General features: G+C 67.5%; 13 protein-coding genes and 2 pseudogenes. 5 read left to right on the plus strand and 10 right to left on the minus strand.

Features of this window, described 5'->3' with window-relative positions; all coding sequences use genetic code 11:
* Both AC3ERS_RS24550 and AC3ERS_RS24555 read left to right on the plus strand, forming a co-directional pair.
* On the plus strand, positions 1 to 1,323 hold a 1,323-nt coding region (locus AC3ERS_RS24550; protein ID WP_431970436.1), incomplete at its 5' end, for a tetratricopeptide repeat protein.
* 97 nt (positions 1,324 to 1,420) lie between these two features.
* Positions 1,421 to 3,019: an HD domain-containing phosphohydrolase gene (locus AC3ERS_RS24555; protein WP_431970437.1), complete on the plus strand. Its 1,599-nt coding sequence runs from the start codon at positions 1,421 to 1,423 to the stop codon at positions 3,017 to 3,019.
* A 224-nt stretch (positions 3,020 to 3,243) separates the two neighbouring features.
* On the opposite strand, the gene AC3ERS_RS24560 is transcribed toward AC3ERS_RS24555, so the two are convergent.
* The 4 genes and pseudogenes from AC3ERS_RS24560 to AC3ERS_RS24575 all read right to left on the minus strand — a co-directional run.
* The gene (locus AC3ERS_RS24560; protein ID WP_431970438.1) at positions 3,244 to 3,963 is read right to left on the minus strand and encodes an energy-coupling factor ABC transporter ATP-binding protein; all 720 of its coding nucleotides are present in this window, start codon (positions 3,961 to 3,963) and stop codon (positions 3,244 to 3,246) included.
* Positions 3,960 to 4,721 (minus strand): cobalt ECF transporter T component CbiQ, encoded by a 762-nt coding sequence (gene cbiQ, locus AC3ERS_RS24565; RefSeq protein WP_431970439.1) that lies wholly within the window; start codon positions 4,719 to 4,721, stop codon positions 3,960 to 3,962. The genes AC3ERS_RS24560 and cbiQ overlap by 4 nt, the downstream gene beginning before the upstream one ends.
* Entirely contained in the window at positions 4,722 to 5,108 is a 387-nt protein-coding gene (locus AC3ERS_RS24570; protein WP_431970622.1) for a PDGLE domain-containing protein, read from the minus strand.
* 12 nt (positions 5,109 to 5,120) lie between these two features.
* Positions 5,121 to 5,783: pseudogene (locus AC3ERS_RS24575) on the minus strand (energy-coupling factor ABC transporter permease); the annotation flags it as partial.
* 163 nt (positions 5,784 to 5,946) lie between these two features.
* Between AC3ERS_RS24575 and AC3ERS_RS24580 the strand changes: the two are divergent.
* The gene (locus AC3ERS_RS24580) at positions 5,947 to 6,255 is read left to right on the plus strand and encodes an ArsR/SmtB family transcription factor (RefSeq protein ID WP_431970623.1); all 309 of its coding nucleotides are present in this window, start codon (positions 5,947 to 5,949) and stop codon (positions 6,253 to 6,255) included.
* A 95-nt stretch (positions 6,256 to 6,350) separates the two neighbouring features.
* The gene (locus AC3ERS_RS24585) at positions 6,351 to 6,932 is read left to right on the plus strand and encodes a TetR/AcrR family transcriptional regulator (protein WP_431970440.1); all 582 of its coding nucleotides are present in this window, start codon (positions 6,351 to 6,353) and stop codon (positions 6,930 to 6,932) included.
* Positions 6,933 to 6,938: 6 nt separating this feature from the next.
* Here AC3ERS_RS24585 and AC3ERS_RS24590 read toward each other — a convergent pair whose 3' ends face one another.
* From AC3ERS_RS24590 to AC3ERS_RS24615, 6 genes and pseudogenes are all read right to left on the minus strand, one after another.
* Entirely contained in the window at positions 6,939 to 8,504 is a 1,566-nt protein-coding gene (locus tag AC3ERS_RS24590) for an acyl--CoA ligase family protein (protein WP_431970441.1), read from the minus strand.
* Positions 8,505 to 8,784: 280 nt separating this feature from the next.
* Complete coding sequence (locus AC3ERS_RS24595; RefSeq protein ID WP_431970442.1) at positions 8,785 to 9,777, minus strand: NAD(P)H-quinone oxidoreductase; 993 nt, start codon at positions 9,775 to 9,777, stop codon at positions 8,785 to 8,787.
* A gap of 35 nt (positions 9,778 to 9,812) precedes the next feature.
* Positions 9,813 to 10,766, minus strand: coding sequence for an alpha/beta hydrolase (locus AC3ERS_RS24600; protein ID WP_431970443.1), 954 nt, complete (start codon positions 10,764 to 10,766; stop codon positions 9,813 to 9,815).
* A 194-nt stretch (positions 10,767 to 10,960) separates the two neighbouring features.
* Positions 10,961 to 11,674: a type 1 glutamine amidotransferase domain-containing protein gene (locus AC3ERS_RS24605; RefSeq protein WP_431970444.1), complete on the minus strand. Its 714-nt coding sequence runs from the start codon at positions 11,672 to 11,674 to the stop codon at positions 10,961 to 10,963.
* A gap of 633 nt (positions 11,675 to 12,307) precedes the next feature.
* Positions 12,308 to 12,430 (minus strand): annotated as a pseudogene (locus tag AC3ERS_RS24610) (zinc-binding dehydrogenase); the annotation flags it as partial.
* A 66-nt stretch (positions 12,431 to 12,496) separates the two neighbouring features.
* The gene (locus AC3ERS_RS24615) at positions 12,497 to 13,507 is read right to left on the minus strand and encodes a GlxA family transcriptional regulator (RefSeq protein ID WP_431970445.1); all 1,011 of its coding nucleotides are present in this window, start codon (positions 13,505 to 13,507) and stop codon (positions 12,497 to 12,499) included.
* Between the two features lie 69 nt (positions 13,508 to 13,576).
* Between AC3ERS_RS24615 and AC3ERS_RS24620 the strand changes: the two genes are divergently transcribed.
* Positions 13,577 to 14,539 carry an NADP-dependent oxidoreductase gene (locus tag AC3ERS_RS24620; RefSeq protein WP_431970446.1) on the plus strand — a complete coding sequence of 321 codons (963 nt, stop codon included), beginning with the start codon at positions 13,577 to 13,579 and terminating at the stop codon, positions 14,537 to 14,539.
* The last annotated feature ends 112 nt before the right edge of the window (positions 14,540 to 14,651 follow it).

Here is a 14,651-nt window from a genome sequence, read left to right on the forward strand (position 1 = left end):
CTCGTGATGTCCGAACTTGTTTCCCGCACCCTCCGTAGACCTTTGCTCATCCTGTTCGTCCTGGCCGCCACGATCGCCGCCGCGCTGGGAGTCACCGCGGCGCTGCCCGACGACTCCCCGGCCGCGCAGCCCGTCACCACCGACCCCAGCGGCCCGTTGGCCGCACAGATCACCCAGACGCAGCAACAGCTCGATCGAGTGCCCGGCAACGCGATCGGCTGGGCCGGACTCGGCGCAGCCTATGTCGAGCTGGCCCGAGTGACCGGCGATCCCGAGAACTATGGCCAGGCGCAGCGGGCGCTGGATCGATCGCTGGAGCTGAAGCCCGAAGGCAATGCCGAAGCGCTGACCGGACTCGGTGCGCTCGCCAACGCCCGGCACGACTTCATCGCCGCGCGCGGCTACGCAGAACAAGCTCTCGCGCTGCGACCGGACAGTGCGGACGTCTACGGCGTCCTGATCGATGCGCTGACCCAACTCGGCGAGGCCGACGCCGCGAGCGCGGCCGTGCAGCGGATGCTCGACCTGCGTCCCGGCGTTCCGTCGTTCACCCGCGCCGCCTACGACCTCGAACTGCGCGGTCGCACCGACGAGGCCCGGCAGGCGCTGCAGATGGCGCTCGACGCGGCGAACACCGCCGACCAGATCGCTTTCTGCCGCTACCACCTCGGCGAGCTCGCGTTCCACACCGGAAACCTCGATGAGGCCGAAAGCCATTACCGCTCCGGTCTTCTGGCGAACCCGGCGAACGCGGCGCTGCAACAGGGCATGGCCAAGACGTACGCCGCCCGCGGCGATCTCGACCGGGCCATCGCCGAGTACACGGCACTGACCGACCGCGCGCCACTGCCGGAGTACTTGATCGAGTTCGGCGAGTTGTTGGAGGCCGCGGGCAGGCCCGACGAGGCAGCCGTCCGGTATCGGGAGGTCTCCGACCAGTTCCGCAGGCTCGAAGAGCAGGGAGCCACCGAGTACGTGGACGCCGCTCAACTCGCCGCGGAACACGGTGACCCGGCCGAGGCGGTGCGGCTGGCGCAGCTGGAGTTCGGCCGCAGGCAGAGCGTCATCACCTCCGATGTGCTCGCCTGGTCGCTGCACAAGGCGGGGCGTGATGCCGAAGCGATCGTCTACGCCGACCGAGCGGCATCGCTGGGCTGGCGCAGCGCCACTCTCGCCTACCATCGCGGCATGATCCTCGCGGCGCTGGGCGAGGCCGATCAGGCCGCCGCCGCACTGTCCGATGCATTGCGGACGAACCCGTACTTCTCGCCCTTGCACACTCCGCGGGCCCGACAGGCCCTCGACGCGCTCGGCGCCCGATGAATCGATAGGGACACGCCCGCGTCGACCGGTCCGCCGGATCGACGCGGGCCACTGTCGATGTGATTCGGGCTGATCCGGCCCGCGATACGGTAGGAGGGTGTCCGACTCCTCCCCCCGTCTCGACACCGGAAACGAGTACCGGGGATCAGCTCGCTCGGGCGGTGTACCAGCCGCGTCCATCCGGGTCACCGAAGTCCTGGCCGCTCTGTCACTGACCACTGACCTAGCGACCGGAGCGCCGTTCGAGAAGGGACTGGCAACCTGCCTGCTGGCGACCGCGCTCGCGGAGCGGATCGGTCTCGATCAGGCCGACCGGCGCATCGTCTTCCATGCCGCCCTGCTCGGTGCGGTCGGGTGCACCAGCCGAGCGTCGGAGAACGCCGAGGCGTTCGCCGACGACATAGCTTTCCAGCGGGCCTACCACGTGATCGACAGCAGCGACGCACCGGTCTTCGCCGCGCAGCTCGAGCAGTTCGGCTCCTGGGCTCCCGGGGTCCAGCCGCTGGTCCGGGAGCGGTTCGCCACGACGACGCCCGCGCAGAAATCCGCGGCGGTCCGCTCGGTGTGCGAGGTCAGCCGAGCGCTCGGACCGCGGCTCGGGCTGCCGGACGCGGCCGTGGTCGCGCTGACCGAGGTCAAGGAACGCTGGGACGGTCTCGGCGCGCCCGAACGGCTTCGGGGAGAGGAGATCTCGCTGGCGGGGCGCATCGTGCACGTCGCCGAGCAGGCGGTCCTCGCCGCGATGGGCCGGGGACGCCGCGGTGCGGTGGACGAGCTACGGCGCCGCGCGGGCGGGCATCTCGACCCGGAGGTAGTGGACTCGTTCGCCGCCGACGAGGTGTGGGACTGCCTCGACGTTCCGGACGTGCTGGCCGCGGTCATGCACGCCGAGCCGGGGATTCCGCTGTACATCCGGCCTGCCGAACGGCTGGAGCTGTGCCTCGCGCTCGCCATCGTGGTCGACCTGAAAGGTCGCTGGCTGCTGGGGCATTCGGCGCACGTGGCCGATCTCGCGTGCGGCGCGGCCAGGTTGTCCGGGATGGGTGCGGGCGATCTCGACACCCTCCGCGCCGCGGCGCTGGTGCACGACATCGGCCGGGCGGCGGTGTCCTCCGCGATCTGGGATCGCCCCGGACCGCTCGGTCCCGGTGACTGGGAACGCGTTCGGCTGCACACGTATTGGACCGACCGGGTGCTGCAACGGTGTCCGGGCCTGGCCGATCTGCGTGAGATCGCGGCGGGCCACCACGAACGTCTCGACGGCAGCGGCTACCACCGCGGCGTCGGCAGTCACGACCTGTCGAAATCGGCCCGAATCCTCGCCGCCGCAGACGTTTTCGCGGCGCTGACCGAGCCGCGACCGCATCGGCCCGCCTTCTCTCCCGACGACGCCGCGCAGATGCTCGTCGCCGAGGCGACCACGGGCAGGCTGGACACGGCCGCCTGCGCCGCGGTGGTGGAGGCGGCGGGTCTGCGCAAGCCGCGTACCGAATTCCCCTGCGGCCTCACCGAACGCGAGGTCGAAGTGCTGCGGCTCGCCGCACGTGGCCTGTCGAACCGACTGATCGCGGCGGAACTGGTGTTGTCCGAGCGCACGGTGGGACATCACCTCGCGCACATCTACGACAAGACCGGCCGCCGCACACGCGCGGGTGCGGCCGTCTTCGCCATGGAGCACGGCCTGCTACCCGATTGAACCGGGCGCTCGGTGCTCGTCCGCTGCGGCCCGGGTGGGACCGCGAGAGGAATGCCGAGAAGTCATTCGCCCCAGGCTGGGTCGAGCGGCGCATTCCTGTTGAACCACACGACTTTTCCGAACAGATCGGGTGCGTCACTTGCTGCCATCGTCGCAGTGTAGGTGGCGGATGGGGAGGTTCGGCGGCGTGTTGGCGCACGATCCGGGATCGGTCCGCTGTGGGGTCAGCTGAGGCGGTGGGCGGCGAGAAGGTCGGTGTCGCCCAGGATCTCGTCGATGGGGCCGTCCGCGACGATGCGTCCGCTGTCGAGGATCACCGCGCGGTCGCAGATGCGCTGGGCGTAGGGCAGGTCGTGGGTCACCAGGACGAGTGTGGTCGGCAGGGACAGCAGGATGTCGGCGAGTTCGCGGCGGGCCACTGGGTCCAGGTTGGCGGCCGGTTCGTCGAGGACGAGTACTTCGGGGCGGCAGGCCAGGACGGTGGCGAGCGCGGCGCGGCGGCGTTCGCCGAGCGACAGCCGCGTCGGGGAACGATCGGCCCGGTCCGACATGCCGACCGCGGCGAGCGCGAAACGCACGCTCTCGGTGAGGTGTTCGCCGCGCGCACCGAAATTGCTCGGTCCGAACGCGACGTCTTGTTCGACCGTCGGCATGAACAGTTGGTCGTCGGGGTCCTGGAACACGACACCGACGCGTTGGCGGATGGCGCGAACGGTGTTGCGGTCCAGGTGAGTTCCGCCGATGTGCACCTCTCCCGAATTCGCGGTCAGGACACCGTTGAGATGCAGCATCAGTGTGGACTTGCCCGCGCCGTTGGGCCCCAGAACCGCGACTCGCTCGCCTGCGGCGATGTCGAGGTTCAGCCCATCGAGCGCGGCGGTCCCGTCCGGATATGCGAAAGCTAGGTCGACGAGGCGTACGGCGGGCGCCGCGGACTCGTTCATCGGACGGCCCACGCGGCGACGCAGACTCCGACTGCCGCCAATGCGGGAACGCAGGCGACGAGCCATTGCCCGCGGGTGGCGGTGGGTGTGCCGAAATCCACGATGGTGCCGGTGAATCCGCGCGAGAGCATGGCCAAGTGGACCCGTTCTCCTCGTTCGTAGGATCGCAGGAACAGGCTACCGACGCCGCGTGCTGTCGCGCCGATCTGACGAATCGTCCGCGGGTCGTCTCCGCGCGAGACCCGTGCCAGGCGCATGCGTGCCGCCTCGTCGGTGATCACGTCCACGTACCGCAGCATCAGCACCACGATCGTGACGATCATGCCGGGCACGTGTAGCCTGCTCAGCCCGCCCGGCAGGTCACGAACGCTGGTCGTCGCCGCCACGGTCAGCGAAATCCCCACCCCGATTGTTCCTTTCGCGATTATCCCCCAGGCGGCGTAGAGGCCAGTCGTCGACAGCGACAGCCCGAGCAGTGTCGTTCTGGGTTCGCCTGCCGCGAACGGCAGCAGCAGCGCCAGCACGACAAAGGGCAACTCGATGAGCAGACGCGGCGCGATCCACCGCGGTGGGATGCGCGCGATGCGCCAGATCACGATCAATCCGGCCGCGTAGACAGCGAATGGCCAGAACATCTCTCGTGGCGTCGCGACCACGGCGAAGACCGTGATCACGGCGCAGACGATCTTCACTTCGGCCGGAGTCCGATGCACCGGCGAACTGCCGGGCAAGTGCAGCCGGTGGCTGACTGTGGACACCTAGGTCGACTCCGATTCGGGCGATGCGCTTTCGGACTCCGAAACCCGCTCGGCCCGTGGGCGATCCGATCGACCAGCGCGGATGATGCGCACGATCGCGAACAGTGCGGCGAAGGCGGCGGCCACCCCGAGAACGCCCGCGATGCCGGTCAACCGGTCGTTGCCGTCGATCGTGTAGTCGGCCAGCGGCCAATCCGCCATCGCGTGACTGTCCGCGTTCTGCGCGATGCATTCGCCGTGCAATTCCTCGGTTCCGTCGACCTCGACCACGGTGCAGCCGCGCTGCGTCGTGGCATCGAGTCCGTCGGGCTGCGAACTCGCCACGTAGGACAGCAGGCCCGCGACGAGCACCGCGACGGCGGCGAAACCGAACAGGAATCCGTTCATCGAGAGCGCGACGCGCGGCGTCGCGGTCCGTTCGGTGGCACGCAGTAGGTACACGAGGTCGGGCCGGGCATTGACGACGGCGACGACGGTGATCGCGGTGATGAGGCCTTCGCCGATGCCGATCAGCGTGTGCGTGACCAGCATGTACCAGGCGACCGCCCCGACGGTCGACCCCGCGGCCCCACCTATCGCGTACTCGAAGACGAAACCCATTGCGGCGACGATGGTTCCGGCCACTGCGGCGACGAAGGCGACGGCACCGATCCCGCCGCGCGACGGCACAAGGGGCAGCGAACGACGCGCGACGAAGTATCCGACGGCCACCCCGATCAACGCCATGTTCGTGATGTTCGTACCCAGTGCAGTCAGCCCGCCGTCGGCGAACAGCAGCGCTTGGACAACGAGCACGATCGCCACACACAGCGCCCCCACGTATGGCCCGACGAGGATCGCGGCGAGCGCCCCGCCCAAGAGATGCCCGCTCACGCCTGGCAGGATCGGGAAATTCACCATTTGCACCGCGAAGATGAACGCGGCCACCAGACCTGCCATCGGAGCGGCACGCTCGTCCAGCTTCGCACGGGCGCGCCACGTCGCGAATCCCAAGCCCGCGACGGCGATCACTGCGAACAACACAGAGGTGGGTGCGTCGACAATGCCGTCACTCATATGCATGGCGGACGTGGTGAGGCTCACCCCCCGATACGATACGCGCAATATATGTACAAGTGGACAGATATGTGAGCATTGGCGACGACTGGCCCCGGCAAGGAGAGAACGGCAGAGTAGAACAGTGGCCTCGAGCTCCCCGAAGAACCCCGAACACGCCCGGCTCCCAGTGCCTGGCCTGGATGTCGCGGGTATCGAACACTGGGCCCATCGGTTCGACCTCCTCTCCGACGCCAATCGGCTCCGGCTGCTGGTGTGCCTGCACCACACCCCCGATCAGAGCGTGACCGAGCTCGCGGCCGCCGTCGGCATGACGGCCACCGCCGCGTCCCATGCCCTGCGCCTGTTGCGTTATCAGGGCTGGGTCACCGCATCCAAGAGCGGCCGAATCGTTCGGTACCGCCTCGCCGACGAAACGATCCATCAGCTCCTGCACTGGATCGGCGCACCTCACGCCCCCGAGCCCAGTCCGCTCTGACAGCGGCGGCCAGGCTGGAGCGGCACAGGCCCCTTCCGGTAGAAGCGGCGAGCGGTGGCTAATATGCGATAGCCGCATGCCGAAGGGAGCATTCGATGAACGGGACGGCGACTGCGCGCAGCACCGCGATCCGCAGAGCAGCCCTGGAGTTGTTCGTGGTGCAGGGGTACGAGGCCACCTCGATGAGTGAGATCGGAGCCCGGGTCGGGATCCGGGGTCCGAGCCTCTACAAGCACGTCACGTCCAAGCAGGAACTCCTGGCGGACATCATGATCGGCACCATGGATGCCCTGCTCACCGAGCACCAACGGGCGGTGTCGGGCACCAGCGACCCGACCGAAAGGCTGCGCCGAGCGGTCGAGGCGCACGTTCGTTATCACGCACGCCATCGATTGGAGGCTTTCGCAGGCAACCGCGAGATCCGCAGCTTGACCGAGCCGTATCTGTCGGCGGTCTTGTCCCGACGCTCGGAGTACGAGCGCAACTTCCGGTCCCTCATCGCCGATGGCGTCGCCGCGGGCCGGTTCCAGGTGGCCTCGGAGCGGATCGCCTCGTACGCGATCCTCGACCTCGGCATGGGTGTCGCCACCTGGTTTCGCGAGGATGCCGAGTTCAACGAGAACGAAATCGTCTGGCAGTACGTCGATTTCGCGCTGCGGCTGGTCGGCGCCGCCTGACCGTGCTCACCGGATTCGCCTGTCCGCCCTCGCCCACGCCGCATCCCGCAGCACGTACTTCTGCACCTTCCCCGTGGACGTCCTCGGCAGCGGGCCGAACGTCACGGTCTTGGGTGCCTTGAACCTCGCCAGATGCTGCCGTACGAACTCGATCAGTTCGCCCTCCGTCGCCGTCGCGCCCTCCTTCAACGCCACGTACGCGGCGGGAACCTCGCCCCAACGCTCGTCGGGCACAGCTATCACCGCGGCCTCCAGCACCGCCGGATGGTCGGCCAGCACCTGTTCGACCTCGACGGAGGCGATGTTCTCCCCGCCGGAGATGATGACGTCCTTGCTTCGATCCTGAAGTTCGACGTACCCGTCGGGGTGGACGACCCCCAGGTCGCCGGTGCGGAACCAACCATCGGGCACGGCCGTACGGGTCGCCTCGTCGTCATCGAGGTATCCGAGCATCAGATTGTTGCCGCGCAGTGCGATCTCGCCTACCGACTTACCGTCGGAGGGGACATCGGAGCCCGAGGCGCCGATCACCCTGGCGCGGCACGAGATCAGGTTGCCGACCCCTTGGCGTGCCTTCAGTCGCGCCTGCGCGGCATCGTCCAGTCCGTTCCATTCCGGACGCCAGTCGCAGATCATCGCAGGCCCGAATGTTTCTGTCAGTCCATACAAGTGGGTGACGTCGAATCCGAGCTCCCCCATCCTGCGCAGAATCGCCGGACTCGGCGGCGCGCCTCCGGTCGCCACCCGCACCGACGGTGTCACCGGATGCGCCTGGGGCGCGTAGGCGAGCATAGAAAGCACGGTCGGCGCACCGTTCAAATGCGTGACGCCCTTCTCCCCGATCAGTCGCCACACCTCGGCCGGATCCACCTTCGGCAGGCAAACGTGGGTACCACCGGCTGCCGTGACAGCCCACGGGAAACACCATCCGTTGCAATGGAACATCGGCAAGGTCCACAGATACACCGACGACGGAGACAAACCGGTATGACCGACCATCGCCAGAGCCTGCAGGTACGCGCCGCGATGGTGATACATCACGCCCTTCGGCTTCCCGGTCGTGCCCGAGGTGTAGTTGATCGACAGTAGCGATCGCTCATCGGACGGCACGAGGACCGTCGGTTCGGCTTCGGCGATCATGCGCTCGTACTGCTCACCCACAGTCACCACGACGGGCGGCGCGCTCATCCGCGCCAACGCATCGTCGACAAGGTCTCGATACACCGGATCGACCACTAGGACAGACGCTTTCGCGTGCTCGATCACGTAAGCGATCTCGGCGCCTGCGAGGCGAGTGTTCAGAGCGACCAGCGGAACGCCCGCCCATGGAACACCGAAGTGAGCCTCCAGCAGCACATGCGTATTGGGAGCCAAGACGGCGACCGGTCGCCCATCGGCCAGCGGCGCGAGCGCACCGGCGAGTCGGCTGCACCGGTCGCGCAGCTGCGCGTAGGTCCACTGCCGAGGACCATCGATCACCGCTACCCGGTCGCCGTGTGCGTCGGCAGCCCGGTCCAGGAACGCGACCGGCGTCAACGGCTCGTAGGACAAACGATCGAGATCCAGCGCCATGGATCGGCCTCCTCGGATACAGCTGCGGCGACGGTAACGACCGACAGCGTAGTGGAGGCGGCTAATGGTTAGTAGCCTATTTGCACGAATCGTCTTGAATATCTGGATCGAGTTGACATATCCCGCTAATAGCTAGTTGCCATGAGCGGAAGATCTATCGGCCGCCCCCGGGCGAGCATCGGCGTCGATGCGGAATTCAGGCGGGCGCGAGTCCGATTTCGGCCGTGACGAAGCGTGTCGAAGCCGAAAGCTTCGACGGGGCCGACGACGTAAGCCCGCGTCAGGACTCGCGAACAATGAGCACCACCTTGCCGATGGACTCGGCGGAGTCCAGCAGCGGGTGCGCCTCGGCGACATCGGCGATCGGCACTTCGGCGGCGACAACCGGCGTGACGGTTCCCTCGGAGATCAACGGCCACAGCCGCTCGCACAACTCGGCGATGATGTCGGCCTTGGACCCGGGCCCGCGCTCGGGACGGCGGCGCAGGTTCGTCACGTGGATCGAGCCCCGTTTGCCCAGCAGCACACCAAGATTCAGCTCGGCAACGGCCCCGTCCTGCAGCCCGATGATCGTCAGGTCGCCGCCCTCGGCCAACGCCTCCACATTTCGCTGTAGATAGCCGGCGCCCATGATGTCGAGAATCACGTCCGCGCCCCCGTACTCGCCGGTCACCACGGCCACGAAATCCTCGTCCCGGTAGTTGATCAGTGTGTTCGCCCCCAGCTCCCGGCAGCGCTCCAGCTTGAACCGCGATCCCGCGGTCACCGCCACGCGCGCACCCAGCGCCCGGCCGACCTGAATCGCGTGCGTGCCGATCCCACTCCCTCCGCCGTGAATCAGCAACACCTGTCCACTGCGCAGCCCAGCGGTCATCACCACATTCGACCACACGGTGGCGGCCGCTTCGGGCAGCGCCGCCGCCGCAGTGAGGCTCACCCCGTCGGGTTTCGGCAGCAACTGGGTGGCGGGCACGTTGACCCGTTCGGTGTAGCCACCGCCGGCCAACAGCGCGCACACCTCATCACCGGGCCGCCACTCCTGCACGCCGGCGCCGACCTCGGCGACGACACCCGAAACCTCGAGGCCGAGGATCTCGCTGGCTCCGGGCGGCGGCGGATAGAAGCCGCTGCGTTGCATGACGTCGGCACGGTTCACCCCAGCGGCCACCACATCGACCGCCACCTCCCCCGGGCCGGGCGCGGGCAGGTCGTCCACCCGAGCCCATTGCATGACCTCCGGACCGCCGAAACCGTCGAGTGTCACCGCGAACATTCGCCTCCTTCCGATAGCGGGCGGGCCCGATGGGTTCAGTGCAGTGCCGTACGCAGGGTGTCCTGCGCCAGCTTGATGGCCGCGTTCGCGGCATGGGTCGAGCGCAGGGCGTTCAGCATCACGAAGTCGTGGATGATGCCGCCGAACCGCACCTGGGTGACCGGAACACCGGCCGCACGGAGCTTGGCCGCATACGCCTCGCCCTCGTCGCGCAGGACATCGGCCTCGCCGGTGATCACCAGCGCCGGCGGCAAGCCCTTCAACTGCTCGGTCGAGGCACGCAGCGGGGACGCGTAGATCTCGTCGCGCTGCGCGTCGTTCTCCGTGTACTGGTCCCAGAACCACTTCATGCCCTCTCGGGCGAGGAAGTAGTGCTCGGCGAACTGGTGATAGGACGGTGTGTCGAAGTTGGCGTCGGTGACCGGGTAGAAGAGCACCTGCTGCTTGATCTCGACGTCGCCGCGATCCTTCGCCATCAAGGTGAGAACGGCCGTCATGTTGCCGCCCACCGAATCTCCGGCCGCCGCGAACCGCGAGGAGTCGAGCCCCTTCTCGGCGCCGTGGGCGAACACCCACTGCGCGGCGGCGTAGTTCTGCTCGATCGCGGTCGGATACTTCGCTTCCGGGGACAAGTCGTACTCCGGGAACACGACGGCCGCATCGGCGCCGACCGCGAGCTCACGGACCAGCCGGTCGTGGGTGTGCGCATTGCCGAACACCCAGCCCGCTCCGTGAATGTAGAAGATGACCGGAAGCGACCCGGTGGCGCCGGCGGGCTTGACGACGCGGACTTTCACCGTGCCGGTCGGTCCGCCCTCGGCGGTGACCCATTCCTCGTCTATCGCCGGCTTGTCGATCTCACCCGACTGCACCTCGTCGACCGTCTTGCGGCCTTCGGCCGGCGGCAACTGGAACAGAAACGGCGGCGTGTCGGTAGCCTTCGCGAACTCGGTCGCCTCGGGTTCGAGCACCGGCTTGATTTCGGTCATCGCACTCTCCTTCGGTTCTGGCGTTCCTGCTTCCGGCTGTTCTGGTGTGACTCAGGATCGAGCGCCACGCGCCGTTGTTCGAGGGCCGAATGGCGGATGCGGCCCTGCATCAGGTGGCCCTTCGGGTCACGGAGTCCTTGGCAGCGAGCGCGGACCCGAGGGCGTGCTGCGGGCATCGACGATGTGCGAGAGACTCACTTCGAGGACCGTGCACCGACGTCGGCGACGAGCCGCTCGGCCAGCTTCTCCGAGGACTGCGGGTTCTGCCCCGTATACAGGTTCCTGTCGACAACGATGTACGGCCGCAACGGAATCCGCGCCTTGGAGTACTCGACACCCGCCTCCTTCAACCGGTCCTCCAGCAGCCACGGCGCCTTCCTCGCGAACCGGTTGAGCAGTTCCTCCCGGTTGGACAGCCCGGTCATCTGGTACCCGGCGAACGGTGAGGTGCCGTCAGGCTTGGTCGCGGCCAGGATCGCCGCGGGCGCATGGCACAGCAGCGCGAGGGGCTTGCCGGATGCCAGCCGGTTGGCCAGCAGCGCGCCGGAGGTCTCGTCGTAGGCGAGGTCCTCCATAGGGCCGTGGCCGCCGGGATAGAACACCAGATCGAACGCATCCGGATCGACGGAATCGAGCGTCACCGGCGTGGCGAGGACAGCCTCGATGCCGTCCAGGTAGTGCTTCACCGCACCACGCCTCCACGGCATCCCGCCGGCGATGCCGAGGCTGAGCTGATCGAGCGTCGGAGCCTTGCCACCCGGGGTCGCGACGGTGATATCCCAGCCCGCCTCGGAGAAGATCCGGTGCGGCACCGCAACCTCCTCGGCCCAGTAACCCGACGGATGCACCGAACCATCGTTCAGCGTCCAGCGGTCCGCCGCCGAGATCACGAAAAGAACCTTCGTCATTTTCTTCCTCCTGATGCAGTCACGGGAGACGGATACGGCACCGGGCGGTTCGATCCGCACGAAAACTTGTGACCGCCCGACGCCACATCAGGCAGACTCGTGCCGTTGACGGCAGTCGTCCAACTGATACCTTTGCACGCGGCAGCCGAATAGACTAGGCCTTTCGGTCGCACCCGCGAAATACCAAGGCGTCGCGCCCGAAATCGCGATGAAATGCAGGGTCTTCGCCCCGGCCAGCGCAGTGCTGAAGTGCACTACGATCACCTCGTCCTCGCAGGTGGATGACCTGACGCGAGCCACGCTCCACAGTCGCCGCGAGGCTCGGCACCATCCACTTTCCAGGTTGCGTCTCAGCTTCGCACCGAATACGTCCAGCTCGATATTCAGCGGGTGGGCTGAGCTGAAAATTACATACTTGATACAGAAGCTCGGACTTCGAACACAGGACCCAACCGATTTGCACAGCAAATACGACCAGAAGCCCCTCTCCCCGGCCGTATTTCGAAATACCCTTCCGAACCAACGACGCCGAGAAAGCTTGCCGTGCCGATGATTCAGCGAGTCCGACGAGCGCGGACGCCCTACTCGCCTCTCACCCCACCTGAACAGCTCTCGGGAAGAGCATGTTCGGTACTAGCGAATCGTGAGCACTACCTTGCCGACGGTCTCGGCGGAGTCCAGCAGCGGATGCGCCTCGGCGACATCGGTGATCGGGACCTCGGCAGAAACGACCGGCACGACTGTTCCGTCGGAAATCGACGACGCCCGCCGGCGCGACCGTGAACTCCTGATCATCCGCGACGGAGGCAAATGACCTCTCGGTCACCGATGACCGGAGCCGGGTTCCGCTCGCGCCGTGGCAGATTGCCCGGACGAACCCGCCGACGCGCGGAAGTTGCGGCGATAGGTCCTGGGCGAGACACCGATCGCCTCGTGCAAGTGTTGGCGCAAGGAAGCGCCGGTAGCGAAGCCGACCTCGGAAGCGATGCGGTCGACAGACAGGTCAGTGGCCTCGAGTAGTTCGCGGGCACGGAAGACGCGCTGCTGAATCAGCCACCGGCCGGGACTGACACCCACCTCGTCGCGGAAGCGGCGTGCGAACGTGCGGTGGCTCATGCTGGCTTGTTCTGCCAGGTCGGCCAGCATCAGCGGGAGGTGCAGACGGGTCAGCGCCCACTGCCGGGCCGCCGCGGTTCCCGTGGACGTCGTCGGCGGCACCGGCTGTTCGATGAACTGGGCTTGGCCACCCTCCCGCCACGGCGGCACCACGCAGCGACGGGCAGCCATGTTCGCGACCTCGCTGCCGTGATCAGCACGCACCAGGTGCAGACACAGATCGATACCGGCGGTGGCGCCGGCGGAGGTGAGGATGTCGCCGTCATCGACGTAGAGCACATTCGGATCGAGCCGAACCTGCGGGAAGGCGCGACGGAAATCGGCGGTCGAGTTCCAGTGTGTGGTGGCAGACCGACCGGCCAGCCTGCCGGTAGCCGCCAGCACGGCCGCCGCGGTACACAGCGAAACGATCCTGGCGCCCGGTCGAATTCGAGCCAGCGCATCGGACACCGATTGCGGCGGTTCACCGGCGAGATACGGCGCGATATCGCACGGCGGAATCACCACCGTCTCAGCCGTTTCCAGTATCGCTGCGTCCCGCTGGACGGCGATGACGAAGTCGGCCTGGCTGCGCACCGGGGAGCCGTCGATCGAGCAGGTGAGTATCTCGTAGCGACCATCGGCGACCCCGAACACGCGGTTCGGGATCCCGAGTTCGAACGGATACACGCCGTCGAGCGCCAACACGACCACCCGATGTGGTCTCCCACTCACCATGGCACGATCCTATCGAACATTGGCGATCATGCCATTTCGCCGCACGTCGGCTGACGGCAAGCTCGAGCCATGAGCAACTTTGATGTCCCCGCCACCATGCGTGCGATCAGCCAGGACGTCCTCGGCGGACCCGAGGCGCTGCACGAGGTCGAGCTGCCGGTGCCACAGCCGGGCCCCAGCGAGATCCTCATCCGCGTGCGCGCCACCGCTCTCAACCCGACCGACTGGAAGCATCGGGCCATCGGCGGCCTGTTCCTGCCCGCACCACCGTTCGTGCTGGGCTGGGACGTCGCGGGTGAAGTGGTCGCCACCGGCTACGGCGTGACATTGTTCGCACCGGGTGACGAGGTCTTCGGCATGTTGCCGTATCCGTACGGGCACGGCGCCGCCGCGGAGTACGTCACCGGTCCGGCTCGCGCATTCGCCAGGAAGCCGAGCAGTCTGACCCATGTCGAGGCCGCCGCCATCCCGCTGGCCGCACTGACCGCCTACCAGGCACTCGTCGATACCGCGGATATCCAAGCCGGGCAACGCGTTCTGATCCACGCCGCGGCAGGCGGCGTCGGGCATTTCGCGGTGCAGATCGCCAAGGCTCGCGGCGCCCACGTCATCGGGACCGCGAGCGCACCGAATCATCCCTACTTGCGCGAGCTCGGCGTCGACGAGGTGATCGACTACCGCACCACCGATTTCACCACAGCGGTACGCGATGTCGATGCCGTCGTGGACCCGCTCGGCATGGAGAGCGTCCTGAAGTCTTTGCGCACGGTGCGTCCCGGCGGCATCGCGGTGTCGCTGCTCCCGTGCGACGCCGCCCAGCTGTCGGCCGCAGCCGAAAAGTTCTCGGTTCGAGCGGTTGTCATGTTGGTCGAGGCCGATCACGCCGGGATGCGAGCTCTCGCCGACATGGCCGCGGCAGGCACCCTGCGCCCCACCGTCGCCGATGCCTTCCCGCTCGCGGAGGCCGCCAAGGCACACGCCCTCGGTGACACCGGCCGCACCGTCGGCAAACTCGTCCTCACCGTGCCCTGACCGCCGGGGGCGAAGGCCGATGCCTGAGATGGATCGGTCGGCGCCATATCCCGGGTGGCGAGCCGGGTGGGCGGTGCCGGGCCGATAAAGCCCGCTCGCCCGGCTCGCCCTC

The sequence above is a fragment of the Nocardia sp. bgisy134 genome, from assembly GCF_057708325.1.